At 67.9% G+C, this 25628-nt stretch carries 29 protein-coding genes; 19 read left to right on the top strand and 10 right to left on the bottom strand.

Annotated elements, in window-relative coordinates; genetic code table 11:
- The first annotated feature begins 5 nt into the window (after positions 1 to 5).
- Positions 6 to 1631 carry an alpha-D-glucose phosphate-specific phosphoglucomutase gene (locus K2R93_11275; GenBank protein ID MBY0490411.1) on the top strand — a complete coding sequence of 542 codons (1626 nt, stop codon included), beginning with the start codon at positions 6 to 8 and terminating at the stop codon, positions 1629 to 1631.
- An 84-nt stretch (positions 1632 to 1715) separates the two neighbouring features.
- On the opposite strand, the gene K2R93_11280 is transcribed toward K2R93_11275, so the two are convergent.
- Positions 1716 to 2582 carry a protein phosphatase 2C domain-containing protein gene (locus K2R93_11280; protein MBY0490412.1) on the bottom strand — a complete coding sequence of 289 codons (867 nt, stop codon included), beginning with the start codon at positions 2580 to 2582 and terminating at the stop codon, positions 1716 to 1718.
- 144 nt (positions 2583 to 2726) lie between these two features.
- Between K2R93_11280 and K2R93_11285 the strand changes: the two genes are divergently transcribed.
- The 4 genes from K2R93_11285 to K2R93_11300 are packed head-to-tail and all read left to right on the top strand — an operon-like array spanning position 2727 to position 6529.
- A complete protein-coding gene (locus K2R93_11285; protein ID MBY0490413.1) occupies positions 2727 to 3701 on the top strand; it encodes a protochlorophyllide reductase in 975 nt (324 codons plus the stop codon).
- Positions 3701 to 4771, top strand: coding sequence for a patatin-like phospholipase family protein (locus K2R93_11290; GenBank protein ID MBY0490414.1), 1071 nt, complete (start codon positions 3701 to 3703; stop codon positions 4769 to 4771). The genes K2R93_11285 and K2R93_11290 overlap by 1 nt, the downstream gene beginning before the upstream one ends.
- A gap of 2 nt (positions 4772 to 4773) precedes the next feature.
- On the top strand, positions 4774 to 5700 hold the full coding sequence (locus tag K2R93_11295; protein ID MBY0490415.1) for an alpha/beta hydrolase: 927 nt from the start codon (positions 4774 to 4776) through the stop codon (positions 5698 to 5700).
- Positions 5701 to 5731: 31 nt separating this feature from the next.
- Positions 5732 to 6529, top strand: coding sequence for a matrixin family metalloprotease (locus tag K2R93_11300; GenBank protein MBY0490416.1), 798 nt, complete (start codon positions 5732 to 5734; stop codon positions 6527 to 6529).
- Positions 6530 to 6694: 165 nt separating this feature from the next.
- Here K2R93_11300 and K2R93_11305 read toward each other — a convergent pair whose 3' ends face one another.
- Genes K2R93_11305 through K2R93_11315 form a run of 3 tightly spaced genes read right to left on the bottom strand, consistent with a single transcriptional unit; the run spans position 6695 to position 9301 of the window.
- Positions 6695 to 7954 carry a PDZ domain-containing protein gene (locus tag K2R93_11305; protein ID MBY0490417.1) on the bottom strand — a complete coding sequence of 420 codons (1260 nt, stop codon included), beginning with the start codon at positions 7952 to 7954 and terminating at the stop codon, positions 6695 to 6697.
- Positions 7954 to 8745: a hypothetical protein gene (locus tag K2R93_11310; protein MBY0490418.1), complete on the bottom strand. Its 792-nt coding sequence runs from the start codon at positions 8743 to 8745 to the stop codon at positions 7954 to 7956. Before K2R93_11310 ends, K2R93_11305 begins: the two co-directional genes overlap by 1 nt.
- Positions 8732 to 9301, bottom strand: coding sequence for a sigma-70 family RNA polymerase sigma factor (locus K2R93_11315; GenBank protein ID MBY0490419.1), 570 nt, complete (start codon positions 9299 to 9301; stop codon positions 8732 to 8734). Before K2R93_11315 ends, K2R93_11310 begins: the two co-directional genes overlap by 14 nt.
- A 209-nt stretch (positions 9302 to 9510) precedes the next feature.
- On the opposite strand from K2R93_11315, the gene K2R93_11320 reads away from it, so the two are divergent.
- Both K2R93_11320 and K2R93_11325 read left to right on the top strand, forming a co-directional pair.
- Complete coding sequence (locus tag K2R93_11320) at positions 9511 to 10971, top strand: serine hydrolase (protein ID MBY0490420.1); 1461 nt, start codon at positions 9511 to 9513, stop codon at positions 10969 to 10971.
- A 49-nt stretch (positions 10972 to 11020) separates the two neighbouring features.
- Positions 11021 to 11359: a metal-sulfur cluster assembly factor gene (locus K2R93_11325; protein MBY0490421.1), complete on the top strand. Its 339-nt coding sequence runs from the start codon at positions 11021 to 11023 to the stop codon at positions 11357 to 11359.
- 27 nt (positions 11360 to 11386) lie between these two features.
- Here K2R93_11325 and K2R93_11330 read toward each other — a convergent pair whose 3' ends face one another.
- On the bottom strand, positions 11387 to 11947 hold the full coding sequence (locus tag K2R93_11330) for a signal peptidase II (protein ID MBY0490422.1): 561 nt from the start codon (positions 11945 to 11947) through the stop codon (positions 11387 to 11389).
- Positions 11948 to 12205: 258 nt separating this feature from the next.
- Complete coding sequence (locus K2R93_11335; GenBank protein ID MBY0490423.1) at positions 12206 to 13381, bottom strand: HRDC domain-containing protein; 1176 nt, start codon at positions 13379 to 13381, stop codon at positions 12206 to 12208.
- Between the two features lie 40 nt (positions 13382 to 13421).
- Between K2R93_11335 and K2R93_11340 the strand changes: the two genes are divergently transcribed.
- The 3 genes from K2R93_11340 to K2R93_11350 are packed head-to-tail and all read left to right on the top strand — an operon-like array spanning position 13422 to position 16122.
- A complete protein-coding gene (locus K2R93_11340; protein ID MBY0490424.1) occupies positions 13422 to 14675 on the top strand; it encodes an AI-2E family transporter in 1254 nt (417 codons plus the stop codon).
- A 1-nt stretch (position 14676) separates the two neighbouring features.
- Complete coding sequence (locus tag K2R93_11345; protein MBY0490425.1) at positions 14677 to 15501, top strand: alpha/beta hydrolase; 825 nt, start codon at positions 14677 to 14679, stop codon at positions 15499 to 15501.
- A gap of 9 nt (positions 15502 to 15510) precedes the next feature.
- Complete coding sequence (locus K2R93_11350; protein MBY0490426.1) at positions 15511 to 16122, top strand: isoprenylcysteine carboxylmethyltransferase family protein; 612 nt, start codon at positions 15511 to 15513, stop codon at positions 16120 to 16122.
- 97 nt (positions 16123 to 16219) lie between these two features.
- Here the strand turns inward: K2R93_11350 and K2R93_11355 are convergent, their stop codons facing one another.
- The 4 genes from K2R93_11355 to K2R93_11370 all read right to left on the bottom strand — a co-directional run bounded on the left by K2R93_11355 (position 16220) and on the right by K2R93_11370 (position 17953).
- Positions 16220 to 16483, bottom strand: coding sequence for a ferredoxin family protein (locus K2R93_11355; protein MBY0490427.1), 264 nt, complete (start codon positions 16481 to 16483; stop codon positions 16220 to 16222).
- Between the two features lie 120 nt (positions 16484 to 16603).
- Positions 16604 to 16909, bottom strand: a complete 306-nt coding sequence (locus K2R93_11360; protein MBY0490428.1) for a YhbY family RNA-binding protein — start codon at positions 16907 to 16909, stop codon at positions 16604 to 16606.
- A complete protein-coding gene (locus K2R93_11365; GenBank protein ID MBY0490429.1) occupies positions 16906 to 17538 on the bottom strand; it encodes a M23 family metallopeptidase in 633 nt (210 codons plus the stop codon). The genes K2R93_11360 and K2R93_11365 overlap by 4 nt, the downstream gene beginning before the upstream one ends.
- A 1-nt stretch (position 17539) precedes the next feature.
- Positions 17540 to 17953: a hypothetical protein gene (locus K2R93_11370; GenBank protein MBY0490430.1), complete on the bottom strand. Its 414-nt coding sequence runs from the start codon at positions 17951 to 17953 to the stop codon at positions 17540 to 17542.
- A 198-nt stretch (positions 17954 to 18151) separates the two neighbouring features.
- On the opposite strand from K2R93_11370, the gene K2R93_11375 reads away from it, so the two are divergent.
- The 9 genes from K2R93_11375 to K2R93_11415 all read left to right on the top strand — a co-directional run bounded on the left by K2R93_11375 (position 18152) and on the right by K2R93_11415 (position 25560).
- Entirely contained in the window at positions 18152 to 18871 is a 720-nt protein-coding gene (locus tag K2R93_11375) for a helix-turn-helix domain-containing protein (GenBank protein MBY0490431.1), read from the top strand.
- Positions 18868 to 20301 (top strand): Fe-S cluster assembly protein SufB, encoded by a 1434-nt coding sequence (gene sufB, locus K2R93_11380; protein MBY0490432.1) that lies wholly within the window; start codon positions 18868 to 18870, stop codon positions 20299 to 20301. The genes K2R93_11375 and sufB overlap by 4 nt, the downstream gene beginning before the upstream one ends.
- Before the next feature lie 148 nt (positions 20302 to 20449).
- Complete coding sequence (sufC, locus tag K2R93_11385; GenBank protein ID MBY0490433.1) at positions 20450 to 21199, top strand: Fe-S cluster assembly ATPase SufC; 750 nt, start codon at positions 20450 to 20452, stop codon at positions 21197 to 21199.
- A complete protein-coding gene (gene sufD / locus K2R93_11390; GenBank protein ID MBY0490434.1) occupies positions 21196 to 22512 on the top strand; it encodes a Fe-S cluster assembly protein SufD in 1317 nt (438 codons plus the stop codon). Before sufC ends, sufD begins: the two co-directional genes overlap by 4 nt.
- 123 nt (positions 22513 to 22635) lie before the next feature.
- A complete protein-coding gene (locus K2R93_11395) occupies positions 22636 to 23088 on the top strand; it encodes an SUF system NifU family Fe-S cluster assembly protein (protein ID MBY0490435.1) in 453 nt (150 codons plus the stop codon).
- Positions 23085 to 23426 carry a non-heme iron oxygenase ferredoxin subunit gene (locus tag K2R93_11400; GenBank protein ID MBY0490436.1) on the top strand — a complete coding sequence of 114 codons (342 nt, stop codon included), beginning with the start codon at positions 23085 to 23087 and terminating at the stop codon, positions 23424 to 23426. The genes K2R93_11395 and K2R93_11400 overlap by 4 nt, the downstream gene beginning before the upstream one ends.
- Positions 23427 to 23524: 98 nt before the next feature.
- Entirely contained in the window at positions 23525 to 24748 is a 1224-nt protein-coding gene (locus K2R93_11405) for a cysteine desulfurase (GenBank protein ID MBY0490437.1), read from the top strand.
- A gap of 4 nt (positions 24749 to 24752) precedes the next feature.
- The gene (locus K2R93_11410) at positions 24753 to 25196 is read left to right on the top strand and encodes an SUF system NifU family Fe-S cluster assembly protein (GenBank protein ID MBY0490438.1); all 444 of its coding nucleotides are present in this window, start codon (positions 24753 to 24755) and stop codon (positions 25194 to 25196) included.
- A gap of 70 nt (positions 25197 to 25266) precedes the next feature.
- A complete protein-coding gene (locus K2R93_11415; protein ID MBY0490439.1) occupies positions 25267 to 25560 on the top strand; it encodes a YciI family protein in 294 nt (97 codons plus the stop codon).
- Positions 25561 to 25628 lie beyond the last annotated feature (68 nt).

Raw genomic sequence — 25628 nt, forward strand, 5'->3', positions numbered from 1 at the left:
CGATGATCGTTCAGACCATCCCGACGTCCCCGTTCGCTGACCAGCGGCCGGGGACGTCCGGTTTACGGAAGAAGACGCGTGTCTTCCAGCAGCCGCACTACCTCGAAAACTTCGTGCAGGCGCTGCTCGACGAAGCGCAGATCCCCACCGGCGGCACGCTGGTGATCGGCGGAGATGGGCGCTTTCACAATCGCGAGGCGGTGCGCACGATCATCGCGATGGCGGCGGCGAATGGCGTCACCGACATCCTGGTCGGGCGCGGAGGCCTGCTCTCCACCCCCGCGGCGTCGCATCTCATTCGACAAGGCGCGGCCGGCGGCATCATCCTCTCGGCGAGCCACAACCCCGGCGGGCCCGATGGCGACTTCGGGATCAAGTACAACACCGCCAACGGCGGCCCCGCGCCCGAGTCGTTCACCAACGCCGTGGCGGCCCGCGCGGCGGCGCTGACGTCGTACAAGATCGCCGAGCTGCCCCCGTTCGATCTCGATGCAATCGGCACCCACACCGTGGGCACGATCACGCTGGACGTGGTCGATCCGGTCGAGGCGTACGCGACCCTCATGGAGCGCCTCTTCGACTTTGCGGCCATTCGCCGGCTCATCGCCGGCGGCTTTCGGCTGCGCTTCGATGCGATGCACGCCATCACCGGTCCGTATGCCGTGGAACTGCTCGAGCGGCGCCTCGGCGCGCCCGCGGGCACCGTCATCAACGCGACGCCGCTCCCGGACTTTGGCGGCGGCCACCCCGACCCCAACCTGACCTACGCGCACGACCTCGTGGAGGAGTGCTTCGGCGCGCACGCGCCCGACTTCGGGGCGGCGTCGGATGGCGACGGCGACCGCAACATGATCCTGGGCCGTCGCTTCTTTGTCACGCCGAGCGACTCGCTCGCCGTCCTCGCGGCCAACGCGACGCTGGTCCCCGGCTACGCCGAGGGCATTGCCGGCGTGGCGCGCTCGATGCCCACGAGCGCTGCCGTGGACGCCGTCGCCGACGCGCTCGGCATCCCCTGCTTCGAGACGCCCACCGGCTGGAAGTTCTTTGGCAATCTGCTCGACGCCGGCCGCATCACTCTGTGCGGTGAAGAGAGCTTTGGCACCGGCTCCAATCACGTGCGCGAAAAGGACGGCGTCTGGGCGGTGCTCTTCTGGCTCAACATCATCGCCGCCCGCGGTGAAGGCGTGGAGCAGATCGTCCGCGAACACTGGGCGCGCTTCGGGCGGAACTACTACACGCGCTACGACTACGAAGGGGTGCCCACCGACGCGGCCAACGCGGTGATGGCGCATCTCCGCGGGCAGTTCGCCACCCTGCCCGGCGCCACCCTGCGCGGCCGCCGCGTACGCGCTGCCGATGACTTCAGCTATACCGATCCCGTGGACGGCTCGGTCAGCCGCAACCAGGGCGTACGCATCCTCTTCGACGACGGCGCGCGCATCATCTTCCGCCTGAGCGGCACCGGCACCGAGGGCGCGACGATTCGCGTGTATATCGAATCGCGCGAAACGCGCAGCGAGATGCTGGCGCAGGACACCGCCGCCGCCCTCAGTGATCTGGTGTTCGCCGCGCTGGCAGTGTCGACGCTGGTGGAGCTGACGGGGAGAGCGGAGCCGACAGTCATTACCTAGTCACCCACAACCCACAACCAAAAACCCGGAACCCTCAACTGATCAGTTTGGGGTTCCGGGTTTTTGGTTGTGGGTTGTGGGTGACTACGGTCTCGCCCGCCCCACCACAATCGTCACGTTATCCGTCCCCCCGCGCTCCAGCGCCATCGCCAGCAGCGTCTCGCACAGCTGCCGCGAGCTCGTCATGCGCTCGCACTCGGCGGCGATCTCGGCGTCGGTCACGTGCTTCGTGAGTCCGTCGCTGCACACCAGCGTGATGTGGCCGCGGGCGCTGATTTCGAGCCGAGTGACCTCGGGCATCGCTTCCTCGGCGCCGATTGCGCTCGCGAGGACGTGCTGCAGCGGCGACTGCTGTGCGCGTTCACGCGTGAGCGCGCCGCGGTCGATCAGCTCCTGGGCCAGCGTCTGATCGCGGGTGAGCTGGCGTAGGGTGCCGTTGGCGTAGTGATAGCATCGACTGTCGCCGACCTGCACGACATAGAGCCACGGCCAGACCACGATCGCCACACTGAGCGTCGTGGCCATGATGCGGCCGTCGAACTGCACAGCCGACTCCTCCCGGACCCGTCGATGGGCCTGGAGCGCGGCGGCCGATAGCGCCGAGGTGAACTCCTCCTCGCTGGCCGATCCTGCGGTGTGCCAGCAGCGCATGGTGGACGCGAAGTACTCGGTGATCGCGATCGTCGCCAGGCGGCTTGCTTCGCTGCCGTCCACACTGCCGCCCACGCCGTCGGCCACGAGCATGATCGTCGCCAGCCGTTCGCCGCGGGCGGCGATGGCGTCCCGATCGAGGCTGGTGCCATGGACCACCACCTGCGGGTGCACCGTGCAGAGGAGGAACTGATCCTGATTGACCGTGCGGACCCGGCCCGGGTGCGTCAGCCCAAACAGGTCCAGTTCATCATCGCGAGGGCGCACCGCTGGGGCATTGGCATTCATCGACGTGGACATGGTCCACGATGGGTGCCCGGGCAGCCAGAGGCAAGCTGAACCGGAGCGCCCGGTCCCGAATATCGACGCCCCCGGATCCGGCCTCGGGAACTGGCGCTCGCGCCCAGAAAGTTTTTCATTCCCGACTGTCTCGTTCCCCAATCCATGTCCGCTCCGACTGTCATCATCACCGGCGCCTCCTCGGGCGTCGGCCTCTACGGCGCCGCGGCGCTCGCCCGGCGTGGCTGGCACGTCGTCATGGCCTGCCGCGACCTCGCCAAGGCGCAGGCGGCCGCGGCTGCGCTCCAGATCCCGAGTGAGGCGCACACGCTACTGCCCATCGATCTGGGCGTGCAGCAGAGCGTCCGCGATTTTGTGGCGGCCTTCCGGGCGCTCGGGCGTCCGCTCGATGCGCTGGTGTGCAACGCGGCAGTCTATCTGCCACGCCTCACCGAGCCGGCGCGGTCTCCCGAGGGATACGAGATCAGCGTGGCCACGAATCACTTCGGCCACTTTCTGCTGGCGAACCTGCTCCTCCCCGATCTCGAGGCCAGCGCGCACGCGTCGCGCCGCCTGATCATCCTGGGCACCGTCACGGCCAACTACGAGGAGTTCGGCGGCAAGATCCCGATCCCGGCCCCCGCGGACCTCGGGAATCTCGAAGGGCTCGAAGCGGGCTTCCGCGCGCCGATCGCGATGATCAACGGCAAGGCCTTCAAGCCCGGCAAGGCGTACAAGGACAGCAAGCTGTGCAACATGATCACCGGCCGCGAACTGCATCGCCGGTACCACGCGCGCACGGGCATCGTCTTCAACACGCTGTATCCGGGGTGTGTGGCCGATACGCCGCTCTTCCGCCACACGCCGCGCGCCTTCCAGGTGATCTTCCCGTGGTTTCAGAAGAACATCACCAAGGGCTATGTGACGCAGGAGCTCGCGGGCGATCGGCTCGCGCAGGTCGTGGCCGATCCGGCGTTCGGCGCGCAAAGCGGCGTGCACTGGAGCTGGGGCAACCGTCAGCGCGAAGGGCGCGCGGCGTTCGCGCAGCCGCTCACGGCACGCGCGCAGGATGAACAGCTCGGCAAGCGCCTCTGGGATCTCACGGCGCAGTGTGTCGGAGTGGCATCGCCCGTGCGCTGATGCGCGCCAGCCCGCTCACGTTGCGCGCCGGTCCGCGGGCGCTCGCAATCCTGCGGGAGCGTGGCCTGCGCGCGGAGGACGTGGACATTCTCCCCGGTGCGTCGGGTGGCGCCAAATGGCTCGGTATCGCCGGCCTCGATCGCTATCTGTTCGGCACCTTCCTGCAGACACCACGCACCCGCCCGCTCCACGGGATCGGCAGCTCGATCGGCTCGTGGCGGTTGGCGTGTCTCGGGCAGCGTGATCCGCTCGCCGCGCTCGCGCGGGGGCACGAGGCGTACATCCATCACCAGCGCTACTCAAAGCATCCGAGTCCGCGCGAGGTGACCGAGGTGCTCACCCGCTGCCTCGATCATCTGCTGGGAGCCAGCGGCGTGGACGAGATTCTCGCGCATCCCACGCTGCGCGTGCACGTGATCACCGCCGAGGCGCGCGGGGCGGCGGCCAGTGCACAGCGCCTGGTGCTGGGCACCGCGCTGGCCTTCGCCGCTGCCGCCAATGTCGTGTCGCGCCGCACACTCGCGCTCCAGGTCCGCCGCACGATCTTTCACGCCGCCGGCGACGAGTCGCCGTTCCTGCACCTGCGCGATCTGCCCACGGTGCATCGCCCGCTCACGCGCGAGAATGCGCGTGCCGTGTTGCTCGCCTCGGGATCGATTCCGCTCCTGCTTGAAGGCGTGCGCATTCCCGAGACGCCCGGCGTGCACTGGGATGGCGGCGTGACCGACTACCATCTGGATCTCGACTACGGCGCCGGTGATGGACTCGTGCTCTTCCCGCACTTCTACGAGCACATCGTACCGGGATGGTTCGACAAGTCCCTGCGGTGGCGACGCGCGGGCGCGGCCAACTTTTCGCGCACGCTGCTCATTGCGCCGAGTGCGGCCTTCGTGCGCTCCCTGCCCGGTGGCAAGATTCCCGACCGGAAGGATTTCTATGCGCTCTCCGACAGCGCGCGCGCCGAGCGGTGGGAGGAGGTCGCTCGCCGCAGCAGTGTGCTGGGTGAAGCGCTGCACGAACTGATCGCCACCAATCGGGTGGCCGAGGCCTGCACCCCCTGGGTCCCGTAGCCGTGTCCGCGTTGGCGCGGTATCTCGCGTTTCGTCGGACCCTGCCCCCGCGCCCCCCGCTGGAGTCGCTCACGGTGCATGCGCGTGGGCTCGACTTCGCGGTCTATCGGACACCGCGCGTTGCGGACACGCCCCCGCTTCTCTGCATCAACGGCGGCCTGCTGTTCGACCATCGTCTGTTATGGCCGGCGCTGGCGCCGCTCGCGGCCACGCGGCAACTCGTCTTCTACGATCAGCGCGGGCGTGGCCAGTCGCAGGCGCCGCCGGGGTACGCGGCCTCGCGCATCGAGTTCGACGCCGGCGATGTTGTCGCGCTGCGCGAAGCGTTGCACCTCGAGCAGTGGGCCCTCCTCGGGCATTCCTGGGGCGGCGGCATCGCCATGCTGGCGGCGGCGCTCGACGCGGCGCATGTCGAGCGGCTGGTGCTCGTCAACGCCGTGGGGATCACCAGCGCCTGGCTGCCGCCGCTACACGACGCGGCACTGGCGCGCCTCGCGGGCGCCGAGCGTGACGCGCTGGCCGCCTGTGATGTGCGGGCCCTCGAACGCCTGGAGCTCGCCGCGCATGCCGCGTACGCGCAGGCCTTCTTCCCCGCGTGGTTTGCGGACCAGAGCTTTGCCCGCCACGTCACGCCGCCCGTGGGGACCAGCCAGACGGGTGCCGCCGTCGCCGCGCGCCTGCGGCGCGAGGGATATGACTGGACGGACCGGCTGCGTGACCTCCGGGCGCCGACACTCGTCGTCCACGGAGCGGCGGATGTCCTGCCGCTGTCGGAGGCGGCCCGCACGGCGGCGCACCTCGCGGCGGGTGGGGCCACCGCGCGCGTGATGCCGATCGCTGATGCTGGCCACAACCCGTTCTGGGAAGCCCCCGACGCGTTTTTCGCCGCGGTGCAGGCCTTTCTCACGGAGGGTTCGGCCGCTTCCTGACGTTCGCTGCCACGCTCGCCCCCGTGCGCCGATGAAGTCCGCCGAAACGCTGCTCGCCTGTTGTGTCGTGGGACTCGCCTGCTTCATTGGCGGGCAAGCCGTGGCGACGCGGAACAGTGCGGTGCACAACGAGGCCGCCGGCGCGATCGGAGAACGGATGCCGCGTCCGGTGCTGCGCCCGACGCACGCGCCCGAGCATGGCGAAGAGATCGTGGTGCCGGCGACACTGCTGGCCAACGGTGGCGAGCGTCCGTCGCTCGAGCCGGACGAGATGCGCCGCCGCGTACTTGCCGGCAGCGACGGCACCTACATCGGCGAGTTGCTGCGCTCGCGCGATTCGGTCATGGCCCGCTGGCCCGACCGGGTTGGCCGCCCGCTGCGGGTGTTCGTGCGCGAAGCCGAGCGGCTCGAAGGGTGGAACGCCGACTATCTGCCGGCGGTGCGCGATGCCTTTGATACGTGGACGCAAGCCGGCATTCCGGTGCGGTTCACCTTCACCGCCGACTCATCGCTCGCCGACATTCACGTCCGCTTCCTCGACAAGTTTGCCAATGGGATCAGCGGCAAGACGGTCTGGAGTCGCGACGCGAACTATTGGCTGGTCTCGAGCGACATTCAGCTCGCGATCCAGCACCCGGCCGGCGGGACCGTGACGCCCCCGCAGATGCGCGCGATCGCGCTGCACGAAGTGGGACACCTGCTCGGGCTCGATCATGCGAGCGACAGCGAGAACATCATGGCCGCTCGGGTACGCGTGCGCGAACTGAGCGAGGCGGACAAGGCGACGGTGCGCTTGCTGTACTCGATGCCGGCAGGGAGGCTGCGATGAGAGAGGCGCTGACTGGCGGTGGGAATTAGCCGCTAAGGGGTGCTGGTCACTGGCTCGGTACTTTAGGGGCCAGGGGGAAGATTGAAGGGGGGAGTTGGCACTCCCCCCTTTGTACTTCTGCCTGGCTCCTGAACTACGGTGGCGGTGACCGGCACGACCTCGCGTTTATCTCCCCCGAAGCACGACGAGGCGCTCTCCCGCGCGCGACTGTACGCCCAGCTTCACATCTCCCCCTCCCGCGATCGCGCGGCGCAGCGCCGCGACATCGCGTACGCGCTGTCCGTTCACCCGCACCACGACTTCCCCGGCGCGGAGGCCGGCTTCGGCGGCGGGGGTGCCTGGCGGGACGCGGAGCACGAGGACGCCGGCTTCGAGATCGAGCGTGCTGGCAAAGTCGTCGTCGATCGTGGAGAACTGGGCACCGGCCAGCACGGCCACGCCGGTGCCGCTCATCATCACGGCGGGTGGCACGGGCGGCGCCGAGGGCGGCGGCGGGACGCGCACCATCATCAGCTTACGCGGCTCCTCGCGGCGGGCCGCCACGACGACGGGTACCTCGCGCGGCTTCCCCGACTTGCGGACGCGTACGCGCAGCGTGCTCCCCGGCACCAGCATCTCGCTGTAGTTGATCGCCTGCTGCGTCACATCACGCCCGTTGTACGCGACCACCGTATCCCCGGCCGCGAGCCCCGCCTTCTCGGCGGGTGAGCCGGCGTCGACCGACTCCACCAGCGGATACTCGCAGTGACTCGTCACCACGCCCTCTGGGGTGACCAGCCGGACCTGCGCGCCGGACAACGACACGCCCACGTAGCCGCTCGGCGCCCGCTCGGCGATCTGCGCCTCGGCGGCCCCGGCGAGCGCGGCGACTTGTGGCTGGAGCGCGCGCACCATCACATCGACCGCGGGGCCCATGCCCCGAATCATCGCCGGCCCGACGGCCCGCATCGTGGAATCGAAGCTGAGGAACAGACTGCGCGTCTCGATCGTCCGCCCCTGCGGCGTCACGACGCGCGCAGAATCGCCGCGCCGAATCGTCACGACTTCCTCCGGCGCGCCGTTCCGGCCGAAGTAGCGCACGACCACCTGCATTGCCGAATCGACGCCGCGCTGCACCTGGGAGAGCTGCCGCACCTGTTCGCGCTGCAGCTGCTGGTTGCGCTGCAGCGTTTCCACCGCGCCTTCGAGCTCACGCTTGAGACGCAGCAGCGCGAGCCCTTCCGGCGCCTGCGCGAGCGCCGACGGGGAGCTCGCCAGCTCCTCGCAGGCATTCGCCATGGCCGGCGCGCGCATGCGCACCGTCGACTTCACGGTGGTGGACTGCGCGGCCGCCGACTGCCAGAGCGGCGCCATCATCGCGGCCGCCGCCGCGACGGCGGCGGCGACGGGCCAGCGGCGCCGGGTGTGCTGAGTACGCGTCATCATCAGTACCGCTCGATCACCTTGTCCACCGGCAACGCCCCGCTGAGCGCCTGCAGCGTCGCTTCACGCGCGCTGTACGCGGACAGGTAGTAGTGATTGAGCACCGGATCCTGCGGCGCTTCGCGCAACGCGGCGCGCGAGGCGGCCATCATCTGATCGAGTGCGGCGAGTCGCGCGCGATAGACGTCCGAGTCGCGAATGGTCGGATCGTTCGATGCGAGCCACACCGATGCGCGCTCGTAGTCGCGCTGCGCCTGATTCAGCACCTGCGTGGCCTGCTCCACCGAGGCGAATCCGGTGTCCCCGAAGCCCACGGCGCGCGCCATCGCCCCCGCCTGCGCCACGGGGCCCGTCGCCGTTTCCGCCCCAGTGCTCAGGCGACCCATCACGGCCCCACCGGCCACGAGCGCCAGCGCCGCGGCGACCTGCCGCACGCGCTGGAACCACCGCTGCCCCGACACCGGCGTCTCGACGTGGCGCGGTACGACCTGCCGATCGCGCCGGGCGATCGGTGGTGGTTCGGCGGCGTCGCGTGCGGCATCGGGCGCCGCATGCTCACCGGTCGTGAGCAACCCTTCGTCGCGGAGACTCCGCGCCAGCGAATCCCACGCCACCAACCGCGGCGCATCGGAGGCGATATCCTGCGTGACCACGCCCCCCGCGTACGTCACCAGCTGCGCCACCGCATCGCGCTCGGCGCGACAGGCGGCACAGCCGGCGAGGTGGGCCAGTTCGTCGGGCGTGAACGGGTCATGATCGAACGCGGCAAGCCGCGCGGCATCAAGGTGCTGCATAGCTGCGATCCAGGCCGGAAGAAAACGAATCCACGAGCGGGGCGAGCAACCGGCGCAACTTCGCCCGCGCCTTGAACAGCTGTGACTTGGAGCCGCCGGGGGTGATCCCCAGTTCGGCCGCGATCTCTTCGTGCGTATACCCTTCGACGTCGTGCAGCAGAAACACCGTGCGCGCCCCGGGGGATAGCTGCCGCGCCGCGTCTTCGATCGTGCGGGCGAGCATGCTGCGTTCGGCATCCTGCTCGACCACCGCCGAATCTTCCTCGATGGCCGTTTCCGCGGCCGCGAGCCGCTTGACGCTGCGGAGCGCGTTCAGCGTGCGATTGATGGCGACGCGATGAATCCACGTGCTGAACTTCGCGTCCCCCCGCCAGGACGGGAGGGCACGGAAGATCTGGATCCAGACCTCCTGCGCGATATCCTCGGCAAGGTCGGGATCTCCGGCGAGTCGGCGAACGACCGCGTCCACGTGCGGCGCGTGCTGATTCCACAGCAGCCGCATGGCGCGTTCGTCCCCCTCAATCGCCCGTCGAACGATGGCGGCGTCGGTCTCCATGGGGTTCACCAAATCTGTCACCGGCCCCCCGCGCAGGGTTTCCTCGGTTGCCTGCTCTCCCGTACGCGGGCGGCGCCGTTGGGTCGAATATCACCGGCTGTTGCCATCACATCGTGCCGATCGTAGAGGGGAGAACGGGGTATAGCGCTTGACGGGCGGAGCCGCCTGTCGTAAATGCCTCTGGATCTCCCTACGGACGGATTCTCCCGGTGTTCCTGCTCGCTGCGTTGGTCATTGCTGCTGCCGACGTCACGCACGTCGCCATTCCGCGCGGGGCGGGTCTGCCCGAGCGGGAGCCGGCGGCTGTGGGCATGTCGGCCGAGCGACTGGGCACGATCGACCGGGTGGTGCAGCGCGGCGTCGATGCCGGTGGGTTCCCCGGCGCGGCCCTCGTGGTGGGCCGCAAGGGCTACTCCGTCTGGCAGCGCGGCATCGGCACCCTCGACTGGACGGGGCGCAGCCGCGTCAGCGCGCAGGAGAGCCTCTACGACCTCGCGTCGCTCACCAAGGTGGTGGCCACGACCACGGCCATCATGGTGCTGTACGACGATGGCAAGATCGACCTCGACGCCCCGGTCAACCGCTACGTCCCCGGCTTCACCGGCGGCCTGCGGGATCAGGTCACCGTGCGCCACCTGCTGACGCATCGTGGTGGCCTCCCGGCCGGCCGTGAGCTGTGGCGTATCGCGAGCACGCCGGCCGAGGCGCGAGCCGCGGTGCTGTCATCACCGGTGCAGTGCACGCCAGGCGCCTGCTACGAATACTCGGATCTGGGCGCCGACCTCCTGGGCTTTGTCGCCGAAGCCGTGAGCGGGGAGTCGCTCGACACCTTCCTCGAGGCGCGCGTCTTCCGGCGCCTCGGGATGAACGACACGCACTATCGGGTGGACGGTGCCGATATCGCGCGCACCGCGCCCACCGAAATCGCCCCGCCCCGCGGATATCCGCTGCGCGGGGAAGTGCACGACGAGAATGCCTACGCCCTCGGCGGGATCGCCGGGCATGCGGGGCTGTTCAGCACCGCGAGTGATCTGTCGGTGTTCGCGCAGATGCTGCTTGACGGCGGCGTCTACAACGGGGTGCGCGTCGTGGCCGACTCCACCGTGCAGCTCTTTACGCGACGCGCGGCCGGTCATCGCGCCCTCGGGTGGGATACCTGCGACGGCGGCGCGGGGTGCGGCCAGTACATGTCGGAGCGCGCCTTCGGTCACACCGGCTTCACCGGGACCTCGCTCTGGATCGACCCCGATCGGCAGATGTTTGTCATCCTGCTGACGAACCGCGTGCACGCCGCGCGGGCGCGGCGCCCCAGCAAGGTCATCGCCGATGTGCGGAACGATCTGGCCGATGCGGCCGTGCTGGCGGTGATGGACGATCCGCAGGGGGTCCGGGCGATGCCGGCTGCCTTCCGCGCCGATGTGGCCGAAGACTGGAACCGCCCGCTGCGCTCGCGACGGGCCACCAGCGCCGCCGCGCGGCGGCGGGCGGCCGCGGCGCGCCGAGCGGCCGCCAAGAAGGGGTCGGCCAAGAAGGCGGTGAGCAAGAAGAGCTCGGCCAAGGCCTCGGGCAAGAAGGCCGGCAGCAAGGCGTCCGCCTCCAAGAGCACCGCCAGGAAGTCCACGGCCAAGAAGGCGTCGACCAAGAAGCCGCCCGCGAAGAAGAAGCGCTGAGCGGGCCGTCGGGGAACGGCGCAGTTGCCCCCCGCGCTATGTTTCTTGTATGTCCGACGAACTGACTCCCGATAGCCCGGCCCCCGATCTGGGCGTGTCCGTTGACCAGGCGCGCCTGGTGCTTCGGCGCGTGAAGGACCCGGAGCTCAACCTCAACATCGTGGACCTGGGACTCGTCTACGACGTGCAGGTCGAGGGAGCCACCGTGAAGGTGGATATGAGCCTTACGTCGCCTGGGTGCCCTTCCGGGCCGGAAATCATGGGCGAGGCGGAGCAGCAGCTCCGTGGCCTGCCGGGCGTGGCCGACGTGCAGATGAATCTCGTCTGGTCGCCACCCTGGACCCCGGAGCGCATTGAGCCCCGGGTCCGCGCCTACATGGGCTTCTGATCCGTCAGAAGAACGAACGGCCGCCGATCAGGCGGCCGTTTCCGGTAGGACGGTGGCACCCGCGCGTTCCGCGCGCACGCGACTGACCAGCGTCGCCGCAATCGGCACCAGCAGCAGCGCCCCGCTCCACAGCATGAGATCGGCGACGTTCGCCACGATCGTGGTGTCGCCCCACAGCTGCAGGCCGATGAAATCGGCCACGCCTTCGTGCCCGCCCAGAATGCTCGCGAGGTTGCCGAGCGCGCCGCCCGTGACCATGCCGAGCGCGAGGACCGCGCGGGGATCCACGCTGGCGATGGCGCGTACGACCGAGACCACGAGCAGGACCGCCAGGCTGGTCATCAGCACATTGAGCTGCGCCGTGAACGGGCCCATCGAGATGCCGCCGGCCGCGCCCGTGTTCCATACCAGCATCAGCGTGACGCGGTCGAAGAGCGGCACAATCCCCGTCTCGCCCAGCGCGCGCACGGCCATCGCCTTGGTCGCCAGATCCACGAGCATCGCGCCCAACGCCACCACATAGAACCGGCGCTGGAGGTCGTCACCGAGGTGTCGGGAGACGCGGGTGCTGAGAGACTCGTTTCGCATGCGGCGATGGTGCAAAAGGCCAAGTCAACCGAGGGACGGCCACCTTCCTTCGCACTGTTTATGCCGCGCAACGCATGCAATCCGGCAACTGGCAAAATTGCCGTAAAATATTACCAGACAATGGTTTGTGAGAATTCTGCCACTCTGATGATCGATCGGGGAGTGCAGCGCCCACAGAACAGGGTGGCTCAGGCGCCACAGGTGGATCGACGCCTCAGGTGACCGTGCACACCGCATCCCGGCGGCGTGCGGCGGACGTCAATCCTTGTACGGTGAGTCGTCGGCCGGGGCGGTGGGCGCGGCGCCGCCCAGCGCCTTCACGAAGGCCGCCCCCAGCACTTCCACCTGCCACTTCCGGAGCTCGGGAATGGCATCGAACTCGTCCACATGGCGGGGCTTCTTGCGGGCGACCGCCTCCATGCGATCACGCGAACAGAGCACGCCGGGATCGAGATCGAGCTTGGTGGCCACGACATCGCGCACCGATTTGAGCTTCGCGACGCGCTCGTCGAACTCGGGGTCCTTGTCCCAACGGGCCGCCTTCGGGAAGCGCGGCAGATCGGCTTCCGCCACGGCATTGCCGCGCACGATCGCCTGCAGCGCTTCGCTGGCACGCGCCTCCGACATGCCGCGGGGGAAGCCCTTCACCGCGAAGAGCGCCTCGCGGGTGGTAGGCGCCAGCCGGGCGAGATCGAGCAGCACTTCGTTGCCCGCCACACGAAACGTGGCGCGATCCAGCTCCGAGGCAATCGCATCGCGCCAGGCCACGAGTTCGCGCAACCGCGCCAGCTCGCGCCGCGTGAGATCGCGGGCGCCCTTCATGCGCAGGAAGGCCTGCTCGGCGCCTTCCGGATCCCAACGCGTCCCTTCGGCGCGAATGAATTCTTCCTTGGCCCAGTGCAAGCGCCCCTTCTTCTCGAGTTCGCGATGCAGACGATCGCGCAACCCCAGGAGATGCCGCGTATCCTGCGCCGCGTAGTCGAGCATGTCCGCGGTGAGCGGACGCATGCTCCAATCCGCCCGCTGATGCTTCTTGTCCAGCTTGAGGCCGAAGAATTGCTCCAGCAACGCCGCAAGGCCGAACGCGCGAATGCCGAGGAGCTGAGCGGCGACACGCGTGTCGAAGAGATGTGTGACCCGCCACCCGTAATCCTGATGCAGCAAGCGCAAATCGTAGTCGGCATCGTGCAGCACGACTTCCACCTGCGGATCTTCGAGCAGCACGCCGAGCTTGACGGGCGTGCCGATCGGCAGCGGATCGATCACCGCTTCGTGCTGCGCGGTGGAGAGCTGCAGCAGATAAATGCGATCGACAAAGCGATGAAAACTCGCGCCCTCGGTGTCGAGCGCGAGGGCCCGGACACCGTTGAGGTCGGACAGAAAGCGATCGACGGCGTCGGCCGTGTCGAGATACAATGGCGCGGGAGCAGGCATGGGTCCCTGAAAAGTATACCCGGGCGCTAGTTTCGAGCACATGACCACGATCGACGAATCGCTTCTGCCCGAAGACCTGCCGCCCCAGCGGCGCGGCTGGCGGACGGCCGACCTCGCCCGTGCGGCGGTGGTCGTGCTGGCGGTCTGGTTCGGACTCCAGCTGCTTTGGTCGGTGAGCTCGCTGGTGTTTCTCGTGTTTCTCGCCACGCTCTTCGGGCTCGCGGTCGGGCGCGGGGCCGACTATCTCGAGCGCTTCAAGATCCGCCGGGGCATCGGTGCGGCGCTCATCATGTTCGGCGCCCTGGGGGCGATTGGCGGTGTGCTGACCTGGACGGCACCGACCCTGATCGAACAGGGGAAGGAGCTCCAGCGGCAGGTGCCGGACGCCCTGCACAAGATGCAGACCTGGGTCGACGCCAAGCGGGGTGGACTCCTGGGCTCGCTCATCACCAGTGCCGCCGGCACCGGTGCGCCGACCCCGGATAGCGTCGCCCCGCCGAAGCCATCCGCCGGCCCTCCAGCCGCCAGCGCCCCCCCGGGGGCCGCCACCCCGGTGGCCGCCACGCCGGTGGCCGCCACGCCGGTGGCCGTCACCACGGCCAGCGAGGCGCTCCGGCAGAAGTTCCAGACCGCGATGGCGGGGGCGGCGAAGTACCTGTTCTCCTTCGTGAGCAACACGGTCGCCGTCCTCACGAGCTTCGTACTCCTGATCTTCCTGGCGATCTACATCGGCGCCGAGCCCGAGGTGTATCGCGGCTGGCTACTGGCGGCGGTGCCGGCGGCGTCACGCGCGCAGGTACGGCTCGTGATGGGCGAGATGGCCACGGTGCTGCGCAAATGGCTCGTCACGCAGCTCATTGCCATGGTCGTGATCGGCGTCATGAGCATGATCGCGCTGTTGCTGCTGGGGGTGAAGGCGGCGTTTGCGCTGGGCTTCATCGCCGGGCTCCTCGAGTTCATTCCCACGGTGGGACCGATCCTGAGTGCGGTGCCGGCCATTCTCATGGGCTTCGTGGACTCCCCCGAGAAGGCGCTGGCCGTCGGCATCGTCTACTGGGGCATTCAGTTCATCGAGAACAACCTGCTCATCCCGTATCTCATGCGCGGTGAGATGGACCTGCCGCCGGCGATCACGCTGGTGGCGCAGACGCTCATGACGCTCGTGTTCGGCTTCATCGGCCTCATGGTGGCCGTCCCGCTCACCGCCGCGCTGCTGGTGCCGTTGCGCATGATCGCCGAACGCGAGAACGCGCGCGAGAAGGAACTGGTGAAGCAGCGAAAACTCGAGGCGTAAGATGATCGCGCAGCTCCCCGGGTTTCAGATGGGGTACGACGACAGCGGCGACGGCTTGCCGGTCGTCTTTCTGCATGGCTTTCCGCATGACCGGACCCTGTGGACGGCGCAGCGCCTATCGCTGGCGCCGCGCGTGCGTTGCCTGGTGCCGGACATCCGCGGCTTTGGGCACTCGTCCACGCACGGGCCCTTTTCGGTCGAGCAGTACGCCGACGATGTGGTGCAGCTGCTCGACTGGCTGGGGATCGAGCGGGCGGTGATCTGCGGGCTGTCCATGGGAGGCTACATCGCCATGGCGCTGTGGCGGCGCCATCCCAACCGGGTGCGGGCGATGGTGTTCAGCGATACGCGCGCCGGGGCCGACTCCGACGAGGCCAAGGCGCGCCGCGATGACATGATCGCGCTCGTAAAGCGCGACGGGGCCCGGGCGATCGTGGAACCACAGCTCACCGGCATGGTGGGGCCGGCCACCCGCGAACGGCGCCCGGAGATCATGAAGACGCTGCGCGCGATGATGGGGCGCCAGCCGGCCGCGGGCATCATCGGGGCCCTGCAGGCGCTCCGGGACCGGCCGGACTCACGCGAGACGCTCAGGACGATTAGCGTTCCTTCGCTGGTGATGGTGGGTGAGGACGACGTGCTGACCCCGATCAAGGAAGCGCGCGCCATTGCGGAGGCCCTGCCGTCGCAGGCTCGCGTGCGCCTCGAGATCATTGCCGGCGCGGGACATGTGCCCTGCCTGGAACGCCCCGCTGCCACCACGCACGCCCTGTCCGACTTCCTGTCCACGCTCGATCCGTCGATCGCTGGACCGCCCGTTTCGTAGCCCCTCTCGATGACTGCTTCTTCCACGATCTCTGACGCCGAACGGTCCACCGCCGCCCGTATCGGGCAGGTGCTGTTCAAGAACCGCGGCTGGCTGCCGGTCCCCTTTCTCGCGGTGCCGCTGCTCGTGCCGGGCACGCAGTCGCCAACGACCTGGATCGCGGGGCTCGTGCTCGTGCTGATCGGCGAATTGGTGCGCACCGCCGGCGTGGCCGCCGCGGGCACCGTCACGCGCCGCCGCTCCCGCGATGTGCAGCGCCTGGTGACCTATGGCGCCTTCGCGTGGTGCCGCAATCCGCTCTACGTCGGCAACTACCTCGCCTGGATGGGCTTCACGGTGGTGAGCGGCGTCTTCTGGTTTCTGCCCGTCGCCACGCTGATCTTCGCCATCGAGTACACGCTCATCGTGCGCTACGAAGAAGGCGTGCTTGAGTCGATCTTCGGGCAGGAGTATCTCGACTACAAGGCGCGCACGCCGCGCTGGTTCGGACGCCCGCCCGCCGGCAGCACCCAGGGGCAGCACGACTGGGGCGAGGCGATCTGGAGCGAGCGGTCAACGATCGGGCAGTACATCGTGCTCGGTGGGCTGTTCTGGCTGAAGGCGCGCGGCTGGCAGTTCTAAACCCGACGACCCCAAACCTGAAAACCCCAGACCCCAAACTGATCAGTTTGGGGTCTGGGGTTTTCGGTTTGGGGTTCGCGGGTTTACCGCGGACGCGTTACCGCGTCGGCCGCCCCGGCGGGGTCGGGCCGTTGAACACGTCCTTGTTCTTGCCGATGAAGCTCTTGAGCTGCACGGGCACGTCTTCCTCGGGGAAGATCGCGGTCACCGGGCACTCCGGCTCACAGGCGCCGCAGTCGATGCACTCGTCGGGGTGGATGTACAGCTGGTCCTCGCCTTCGTAGATGCAGTCGACGGGGCAGACGTCCACGCACGACTTGTCCTTGACGGAAATGCAGGCTTCAGTGATGACGTAGGGCATGAGCAGGGTCTCGGATCGAACGCGACCGGACGATGACTCTCGGGGGAGAATCCCGGTCGAGGGAAGATAGCTCAGCAGGAACGCGCGACAAGCGCGGAAGGTTGCCGGGCCGCCGCGCGCTTACTTCCGCCAGGCGGGGGTGTCGCTCTTCTTGAGCTCGGGGTTGTGCCGGTAGATCGTGAAGGTCCGGCCGATCACCTGAATGACCTCGGCGCCGAGCGCGGGGGCGACCTCGTGGACCGCCTCCTTGGCCGACAATTCGCCACCCTTGGCGACCTGCACCTTCACCAGCTCGTGGGTCCGCAGGACGTCGTCCAGACTCTGAAGGAGCGCCGGCGTCAGCCCCGCGTGGCCGATGTGGACCTGCACGGCGAGATGGTGTGCTTCGGCGCGCAGTTCCGCGCGCGCCTTGCCGGTCATGCTCATGGGGGCGCCTCGGCGGCGAAAAAGGAGTACGGGTTGATCGGCGGGCCATCCCACCAGGCACGCCCCACCCCACGCTTCATCACCTGGAAGTGCAGATGCGGGGTGTCCGGCGGGGCGTTTCCCGTCGTTCCAACGTAGCCGATCACCGAGCCCTTGGCGACTCGGTCGCCCACGGCGAGGCCACGTCGATAGCGCTCGAGATGCGCGTAGTAATACACGAAGCGCTCATCGGGGTCGTAGGCATAGATCACGATGCCGCCGACAGGCCCTTCGAAGAGACGCCCGATGATGCAGTCGGCCGCCGCCACGACAGGCGTGGAGCGCGGCGCCAGAATGTCGAGGGCGCCGTGAATGCCCTTGTCCCGCTTGGCCGTGAAGGTGTCCGGGATGCGCGCGCGGGACATCCCCTGCACCGGCACCATGAGCTGGCGCGCCCAGAGGGCGTCGAGATCGTCGGGGGTGACCGCCGCGCTCAGCGGCCCGGCGTGCGCCGGGGTCGGGCCCAGTCGCGGGCGTGGTGGCGGTGATTCAACCGGCGGCTCCGCCGGCGCCGGCGCCACGATGGGCGTCAGGCCGCGAGAGCAGGCGGTCGTCAGGACGACCAACGCCAGCAGTAGCCGGCGCGTCAACTCAACCCTTCACCACTTCCGGGCGGAAGAACGGCTCGAGGTAACGCAGCAGATCGTCGACGGTGCGAACCCGCGTCTTGAGCGCATCGAGCTCGTTCGCCTTGGGCAGCCGCGCGCCGGCCCGGTCGGCAATGACCAGCACCGCGTCTTCGAGGTCGAGATCGATCAGGCCGTACACCCGCTCGAGATCGTCGCCCGGATTGACGATGTAATGCGGCTCCATCGCCCCGTGCCGCTCCGCCAGGTACGTATAGACCTGCGCCAGCAGCACTTCGGGATACTTGCCGCGGAAGCTGTCCCGAAACCGTGACAGCCCATCCCGTTCGATGGACGCCTGGTTGATCCGCTGGGCGCGGAACAACGCAATGAGGCCCACCACGAGCACGACAATGGCCGCAATGACAGTCAGTTTCACGACTGCGATGGTCCTCGGGCGGGAAGCGGGGAGAGGGGCGGGTGACAGTGCGGTGGGACGTCGGACTCCGCATACAGTACCACGACGGGACCCGTTGCGAAACGGCGAATCCCTTTGGATGAGCTCGCCGCCATCGTTTGACGAATTCGTTTACACTTTCGTTGACGTATCCGCCAAATCCGATGTAAATTATCGGACATGGAGGATGTCGTTGGAGCCTTGGGGGGATTTCGCGGCGTGCGCGCGGAGCTGCTGGTCGCCTTGAAGAAGGCCCAGCCGCTGTCGGCGCATGAGCTGGGGGAGCAGTTCGGCCTCACGGCGAACGCCCTGCGCCGCCACCTCAAGGCGCTCGAAGACGACGGGCTCGTGCGGTACCAGCGGGAAGTGCGCGGCGTCGGTGCGCCGGTGTTCACGTACTCCCTCACGGCCGCCGGCGAGGCGCTGTTCCCGCGCAGCTACGTGCAGGTGCTCGCCACGGCGCTCGAAGCGATTCGGGCGCAAACCGGCGATGCGGCCGTGGAAGCGGTGCTGGAGGCCGAATGGAAGCGGCTCGCCGATGAGGCGGTGCCGGTGCTGGAAGCGTTGCCGTTGGAGGAGCGCGTGCCGTTGGTGGCGGAGCTGCTGACGGCTCGCGGATACATGGGGGTGGCGCTACGCGCCACCGAGGACGCGGAGGGGGCGGAGGGCGCGGAGTTCGCGCGGCGGTCTGAACTGCCGCAGTTCACGCTGCGCATCCACAACTGCGCGGTGCGGGAGATCGTGGACCGCTTCCCGGAAGCGTGTGCAGTCGAAGCGAAGTACGTGGAGAAGCTGCTGGGCGCTCCCCTCGTGCGCGGTGCGCATCGGCGGGACGGCTGCAGTCACTGTGATTATGGCGTTTCAGGTCACCTTTCGACGGTGAGACAGGAGCAGGCATGAGTTCGACGATCGAGCAACTGGTCAATCGCGAGTACCAGTACGGCTTTTCGACCGACATCGAAACCGAGACGCTCCCGCCGGGGCTGACCGAAGAGACGGTGCGCTTCATTTCGGCGAAGAAGCAGGAGCCGCAGTGGCTGCTGGACTATCGCCTCAAGGCGTTCCGTCGCTGGCAGACGATGACGGAGCCGCATTGGGCGAACGTCACGTATCCGCCCATCGACTATCAGGCGGCATCGTACTACAGCGCGCCCAAGTCGGTGAAGCCGCTCGCATCGCTCGACGAAGTCGATCCGGCGCTCCTTGAGACGTACAACAAGCTGGGTATCTCGCTCACCGAGCAGAAGCGCCTCGCCGGTGTGGCCGTCGACGCCGTGTTTGACTCGGTGTCGGTGGGCACGACGTACAAGGAAGAACTCGCCAAGCACGGCATCATCTTCATGTCGTTCGGCGAAGCGGTGCGCGAGCACCCTGATCTGGTGCAGAAGTACCTCGGCACCGTGGTCCCCTACAGCGACAACTTCTTCGCGGCGCTCAACAGCGCGGTTTTCTCCGACGGCTCCTTCTGCTACATCCCGAAGGGTGTGCGCTGCCCGATGGAGCTGTCCACGTACTTCCGCATCAACGCCGCCGAAACGGGGCAGTTCGAGCGCACGCTCATCGTGGCCGATGAAGGCTCGTACGTGAGCTACCTGGAAGGGTGCACCGCGCCCAAGCGCGACACCAACCAGCTGCACGCGGCCATCGTCGAGATCATTGCGCTCGACAACGCCACGGTGAAGTACAGCACGGTGCAGAACTGGTACGCCGGCGACGAGAACGGCGTGGGCGGCATCTACAACTTCGTCACCAAGCGCGCCAAGGCGATGACCAACGCCAAGGTGTCCTGGACGCAGGTCGAGACCGGTTCGGCAATCACGTGGAAGTACCCCAGCGTGATCCTGCAGGGCGACAACTCGGTGGGTGAGTTCTACTCGGTAGCCGTGGCCAGCAAGAAGCAGCAGGCCGACACCGGCACGAAGATGATCCACATCGGCCGCAACACGAAGTCCACCATCGTCTCGAAGGGCATCTCGGCGATGCAGGGGCAGAACAGCTACCGCGGCAAGGTGCAGATCCTCCCCAAGGCCGAGGGCGCACGCAACTACACGCAGTGCGACTCGATGCTCGTGGGCAACGCCTGCGGCGCCCACACCTTCCCGTACGTCGAAGTCGGCAACAACAGCGCGACGCTCGAGCACGAAGCGTCCACGAGTAAGATCGGCGAAGACCAGATCTTCTACCTCAAGGCGCGCGGCCTCGACGCCGAGCAGGCCGTCTCGATGATCGTGAGCGGCTTCTGCAAGGAAGTGTTCAAGGAGCTGCCGATGGAGTTTGCGCTGGAAGCGCAGCAGCTCCTGGGGATCACGCTTGAAGGGTCGGTCGGCTAACGCCGACCTCGTGTTCGACCGATCAGTTCTGGGTTTCGGGCTTTAGGTCGTGGGTTGTGGGTACCCATAACCCACGACCAAGAACCTGAAACCCATCACCAATCAGTTTTCATCTCGACTTCCGCCCCTCCACGGGACTTCCACGCATATGCTCCAGATTCGCGACCTCCACGCCTCCATCGACGGCAAGCCCATTCTCAAGGGCATCTCGCTCACCGTGAACGCGGGTGAAGTGCATGCCGTCATGGGCCCGAACGGCTCGGGCAAGAGCACGCTCGCGCAGGTGCTCGCGGGCCATCCGGCCTACGAGATCACCGGCGGTGAGGTGATCTACAACGGCGAGAACCTGCTGGAGATGGATGCCGAAGTGCGCGCGCAGAACGGCGTGTTCCTCGCCTTCCAGTATCCCGTGGAGATCCCGGGCGTCACGAACGCCTACTTCCTCCGCGCGGCGTACAACGAGATCCGCAAGGCGAAGGGGCTCGAGGAAGTCGACCCGATGGAGTTCCTCGACCTGGTGGAAGAGAAGCTCAAGCTGGTGGACATGGATCCGTCCATGCTCAACCGCTCGGTGAACGCCGGCTTCTCGGGCGGTGAGAAGAAGCGCAACGAGATCCTGCAGATGGCCGTGCTGCAGCCGATGCTCAGCATCCTCGACGAGACCGACTCCGGCCTCGACATCGATGCGCTCCGCATCGTCGCGCAGGGCGTGAACGCGCTCAAGCGCCCGGACAATGCGTCGATCGTCGTGACGCACTATCAGCGCCTCCTCAACTACATCGTCCCCGACTACGTGCACGTGCTGGCCGGTGGCCGCATCATCAAGAGCGGCGACAAGTCGCTGGCGCTCGAGCTCGAAGCGCGCGGCTACGATTGGGTCCTGGAGACGGCGGCGTGAGCACGGAACTGCGTTTCGCCGAGCAGGCCATCGCGGCGTCCGCGTCCGAGGCCCCCGGCACCCTGAAGGCGCTCCGGGTCGCCGGCGCCGAGGCGTTCAAGACGCTCGGCTTCCCCACGACGCGCAACGAAGACTGGCACTACACCAACGTGTCGGCCATCGCGTCGGCGCAGTATGAGGCGGCGGTGGAGCGGGCGCCGATGTCGGGTGCGACCGACATCGCGGCGCTCGCCCCCTTCCTCCTCGACGCCAGCTGGCCGCTCGTGGTGTTCCTCAACGGCCGCTACGCGCCGCAGCTCTCGAACCTCTCGGCGCTGCCCGAGGGGGTCCGCGTGCTGACGCTCGCGCAGGCCGCCGAGCAGGAGCCCGAACTCCTGGCCAAGTACCTCGGCACGGCCGCGCCGGCCACGCGCGACGGGTTCACCGCGCTCAACGCCGCGTTCGCCGGCGAAGGGGTGCTGGTGCACATCGCCAAGGAGATGGTGAGCGACACCCCGGTGCACATCCTGCACGTGGTGGACGCGCACGGCGCCAACCTCATGAGCCACCCGCGCCACATTCTGGTAGCCGAGCGGCACGCCAAGGCGAGCGTGGTGGAGAGCTACGTGTCGCTCGCCGAACTGCCGTACTTCACCAACGCGGTGGTCGAGGCGTTCACCGACAACAGCGCCACGCTGCAGGTGGTGCGCATCCAGCGTGAGTCGCGCCAGGCGCAGCACATCAGCACGGTGGAAGCCCGGCAGGGGCGCGACAGCCACTTCGTGACGTTCACCTTCCAGACGGGCGCCAGCCTCTCGCGCAGCAACGTGTACACGGTGCTGGATGGCGAAGGGTGCGGCTGCACGCTGAACGGTCTGTACATGCTGGATGGCCAGCAGCACGGCGACCACCAGACGCGCGTGGAGCATGTGAAGGAAAACTGCTTCAGCCGCGAAGTGTATAAGGGGCTGCTCGACGACCGCTCGCACGGCGTCTTCAACGGCAAGGTGTACGTGCACCCCGAAGCCCAGAAGACCGACGGCAAGCAGACGAACCAGACCCTCCTGCTCTCCGAAGCGGCGCAGATCGACACCAAGCCGCAGCTCGAGATCTTCGCCGACGATGTGAAGTGCACCCACGGCGCGACCGTCGGGCGCATCGACGAGACCGCGCTCTTCTACCTCAAGAGCCGCGGCGTGGGCAAGACGCTCGCCAAGCAGCTGCTGATGTACGCCTTTGCGGCCGACGTGCTGGAGACGATCGAGAACCCGACGATCGTGGAAGCGCTGGAGCAGCTGACGATTGAGCGGTTCACCGGCTCGGCGAACCACTGAGAACAGCAACCGATCAGTCAGGGGTATCGGGTTCTTGGTAATGGGTTGTGGGTCCCCAAACCCACAACCCACGACCTAAAGCCCGAGACTCGAAACTGATCAGTTGCAGTTACACGAGGCACCATGTCCGACCTACAAGAGCTGTACCAGAGCGTCATTCTCGACCACAACCGCAAGCCTCGCAACTTTGGCGCCCTCGACGGCGCCAATCGTGAGGCCGACGGGCGGAATCCGCTGTGCGGCGACGAAGTGCATGTCGCGCTGGTGGTCGAGGGCGACATCATCAAGGACGTGAAGTTCACCGGTCACGGCTGCGCCATCTCCAAGGCGTCGGCGTCGCTCATGACGGCTGCCGTGAAGGGGAAGTCGCGCGCGGAAGCGGAGGCGCTGTTTCATCGCTTCCACCAGCTCGTGCTCGGCCAGGATGAGAACGGCGGCAAGGACCTCGGGCAGCTGGTCGTGTTCAGCGGCGTCTCGCGCTTTCCGGTGCGCGTGAAGTGCGCGTCGCTGAGCTGGCACACGCTCAAGGCGGCGCTCGAAAGCGAGAGCGCACCGGCCGCGGTCAGCACCGAATGACCGGCATTCAGGGCAGCACCGGATTCGTCCGTGTGGCGCCGGTCAGCGAGATCGAAGCCGGCTTTCCGTTGGGCGTGCAGTTGGAGGACGGGCGCCGCATCTGCCTGGTGCGCGATGGCGAGCAGGTCTACGCGGTGGACGACCGCTGCCCGCACCGCGATTTCGCCTTGAGCGGTGGCGATGTGGTCGGTCCGTGTGTGCTGGAGTGCCCCTGGCATGGTGCGCAGTTCGATGTGCGCACGGGCGAGGTGCTGCAGGGCCCCGCGACGGATCCGATCGGGACCCACGCGGTGCGGGTCGAGGATGGTGAGGTATTTGTTGGACCACGTCTGACGTAGTTCCGCAGCCTGTCTGCGCCCCACGTATGCGCAGTACGTATGCGCCCCACGTATGCGCAGTACGTATGCGCCCCACGTATACGCTTTCGAACCACACCATGCTCGCCAGTCTCGCTCCGAAGTCAGATTTTCCGCTCCTCGTCGCGAACCCCGGGCTCCACTATCTGGACTCCGCGGCCACGTCGCAGAAGCCGCGCGCCGTGCTGGACGCCATCCGCGACTTCTACGAGACCGCGAACGCCAACCCGCACCGCGGCGCCTACGCGCTGTCGGCCAAGGCCACGGATCTGTATCACGATGCGCGGGCCACGATCGCCCGCTTCGTGGGGTGCGCGGATAGCGACTGCGTGATCTTCACTCGCGGCACCACCGAGGCGATGAACCTGGTGGCGTCGAGCTGGGGGCGCGCGCACGTGAAGGCGGGTGATGAGATCGTCGTCACCGCGCTCGAGCACCACGCCAATTTCATTCCCTGGCAGCAGCTCGCGCTCGCCACCGGCGCGACACTCCGCATCGTGGAGCTCACGCCGCAGCAGACGATCGACATTGACGCGCTCCGCGACGCGGTGAACACCCGCACGCGCCTCGTGGCCGTCACGCACGTCTCCAACGCGGTGGGCGCCATCTCACCGCTCCGCGACATCGTCCACCTCGTGCGCGCGCGTTCGAGTGCGGTGATCGTGGCCGACGGCGCCCAGGCGGTCCCGCATCTGCCGGTGCAGTTCGATGAGCTGGGCGTGGACTTCTACGCATTCAGCGGCCACAAGCTGCTGGGTCCCATGGGCATTGGCTGCCTGATCGGTCGTCGCGCGCTGCTCGAGCAGATGCCGCCCTACCAGTTTGGTGGCGACATGATCGAGTGGGTGCGCGATTTCGACTGCACGTGGAATGTGATCCCGCATAAGTTCGAAGCCGGCACGCCCAACGCGGCCGATGCCGTCGGCCTCGCGGCCGCCGTGCGCTATCTCGAAGGGCTCGACATGGCCGCCGTGCGCGCGCATGAACTCGCGCTGCTCGAGCTGGCCGACGCCAAGATCCGCGCGCTCCCCGGCGTGACCGTGTATGGGCCACCGCCGGCGCAGCGGAGCGGCGTGGTGAGCTTCTCGGTGACGGACGTGCACCCGCACGACTTGGCCACGATCCTTGACCAGCACGGCGTCTGCATTCGCGCCGGCCATCACTGCGCGCAGCCGCTCATGCGCCGCCTCGGCGTGAGCGCCACGGCGCGCGCGAGCTTCTACGTCTACAGCGACGAGTCGGACGTGGACGCCCTCGTGGGCGCGCTGCAGGCCGCGCAGTCGCTCTTCGCCGTCACCGAGTAGTCGCGTGCCCGCGCCGAGTGACAAGCGCACCAGCGCGTCGCTCGGCGCGATGTACCAGGAGGCACTCCTCGCACATCACCGGGCGCCGCACAACAAGCGCGAGATGCCCGGTGCGACGACCAGTGCCGTGCAGAAGAACCCGGTGTGCGGCGACGAGCTCAAGGTCATGGTGCTGCTGGACGGCGCACGCGTGGCGGATGTGTCCTTCACCGGTCAGTCGTGCTCCATCGCCACCGCCTCGGCCAGCCTCATGACCGATGCCGTCGTGGGCATGTCGGTGCGCGACGCGTTGCGTCTGGCGGGCGACCTCGAGGCGATGCTCGCCGGCAACGCCGAGGTCGAGCTGCCGGAGAGTCTCACACCCCTGCGCGGCGTTGCCCCGTTCGCCGGCCGCCATGGCTGCGCCAGGATGGCGTGGAGCGCCCTCCGCGACGCACTGTCACCGTAGTTCTCCGATGCCCCCGGTGCTCCGCGGAGGCCCCGTTGACGCCGCCCGTACCGCCGCGTTCGTTTCAGGCATGTACGCCATGGCCATCATCCGCTATCGCCGCCCCTTCGAAGAGGTGGCACCCTACGTCGACGAACACCGCGCCTATCTGCGCGAACTCAAAGCCGAGGGGACGCTGCTCGCGTCCGGGCCGCTTGAACCACGCTTCGGCGGCGCCCTCCTGTTCCGCGTCCCCGATGCCGATGGACAGGCGGCGCTCGACCGCATCCGGAACGGCGATCCGTTCACGCGACTGGGGTTGGCGCAGTATGAGATCTGGCCGTGGCATCCGGTGATTGGGAAAGAGGATCTCGATCGACTGTAGGATCGGCGCGAACTGAACCGGTTGGAACCCCTCAGGCGTCAGGGGGACGGAACAGAGGGAGTAGGCAT

The sequence above is a fragment of the Gemmatimonadaceae bacterium genome (assembly GCA_019752115.1).
Taxonomy (GTDB): domain Bacteria; phylum Gemmatimonadota; class Gemmatimonadetes; order Gemmatimonadales; family Gemmatimonadaceae; genus Gemmatimonas.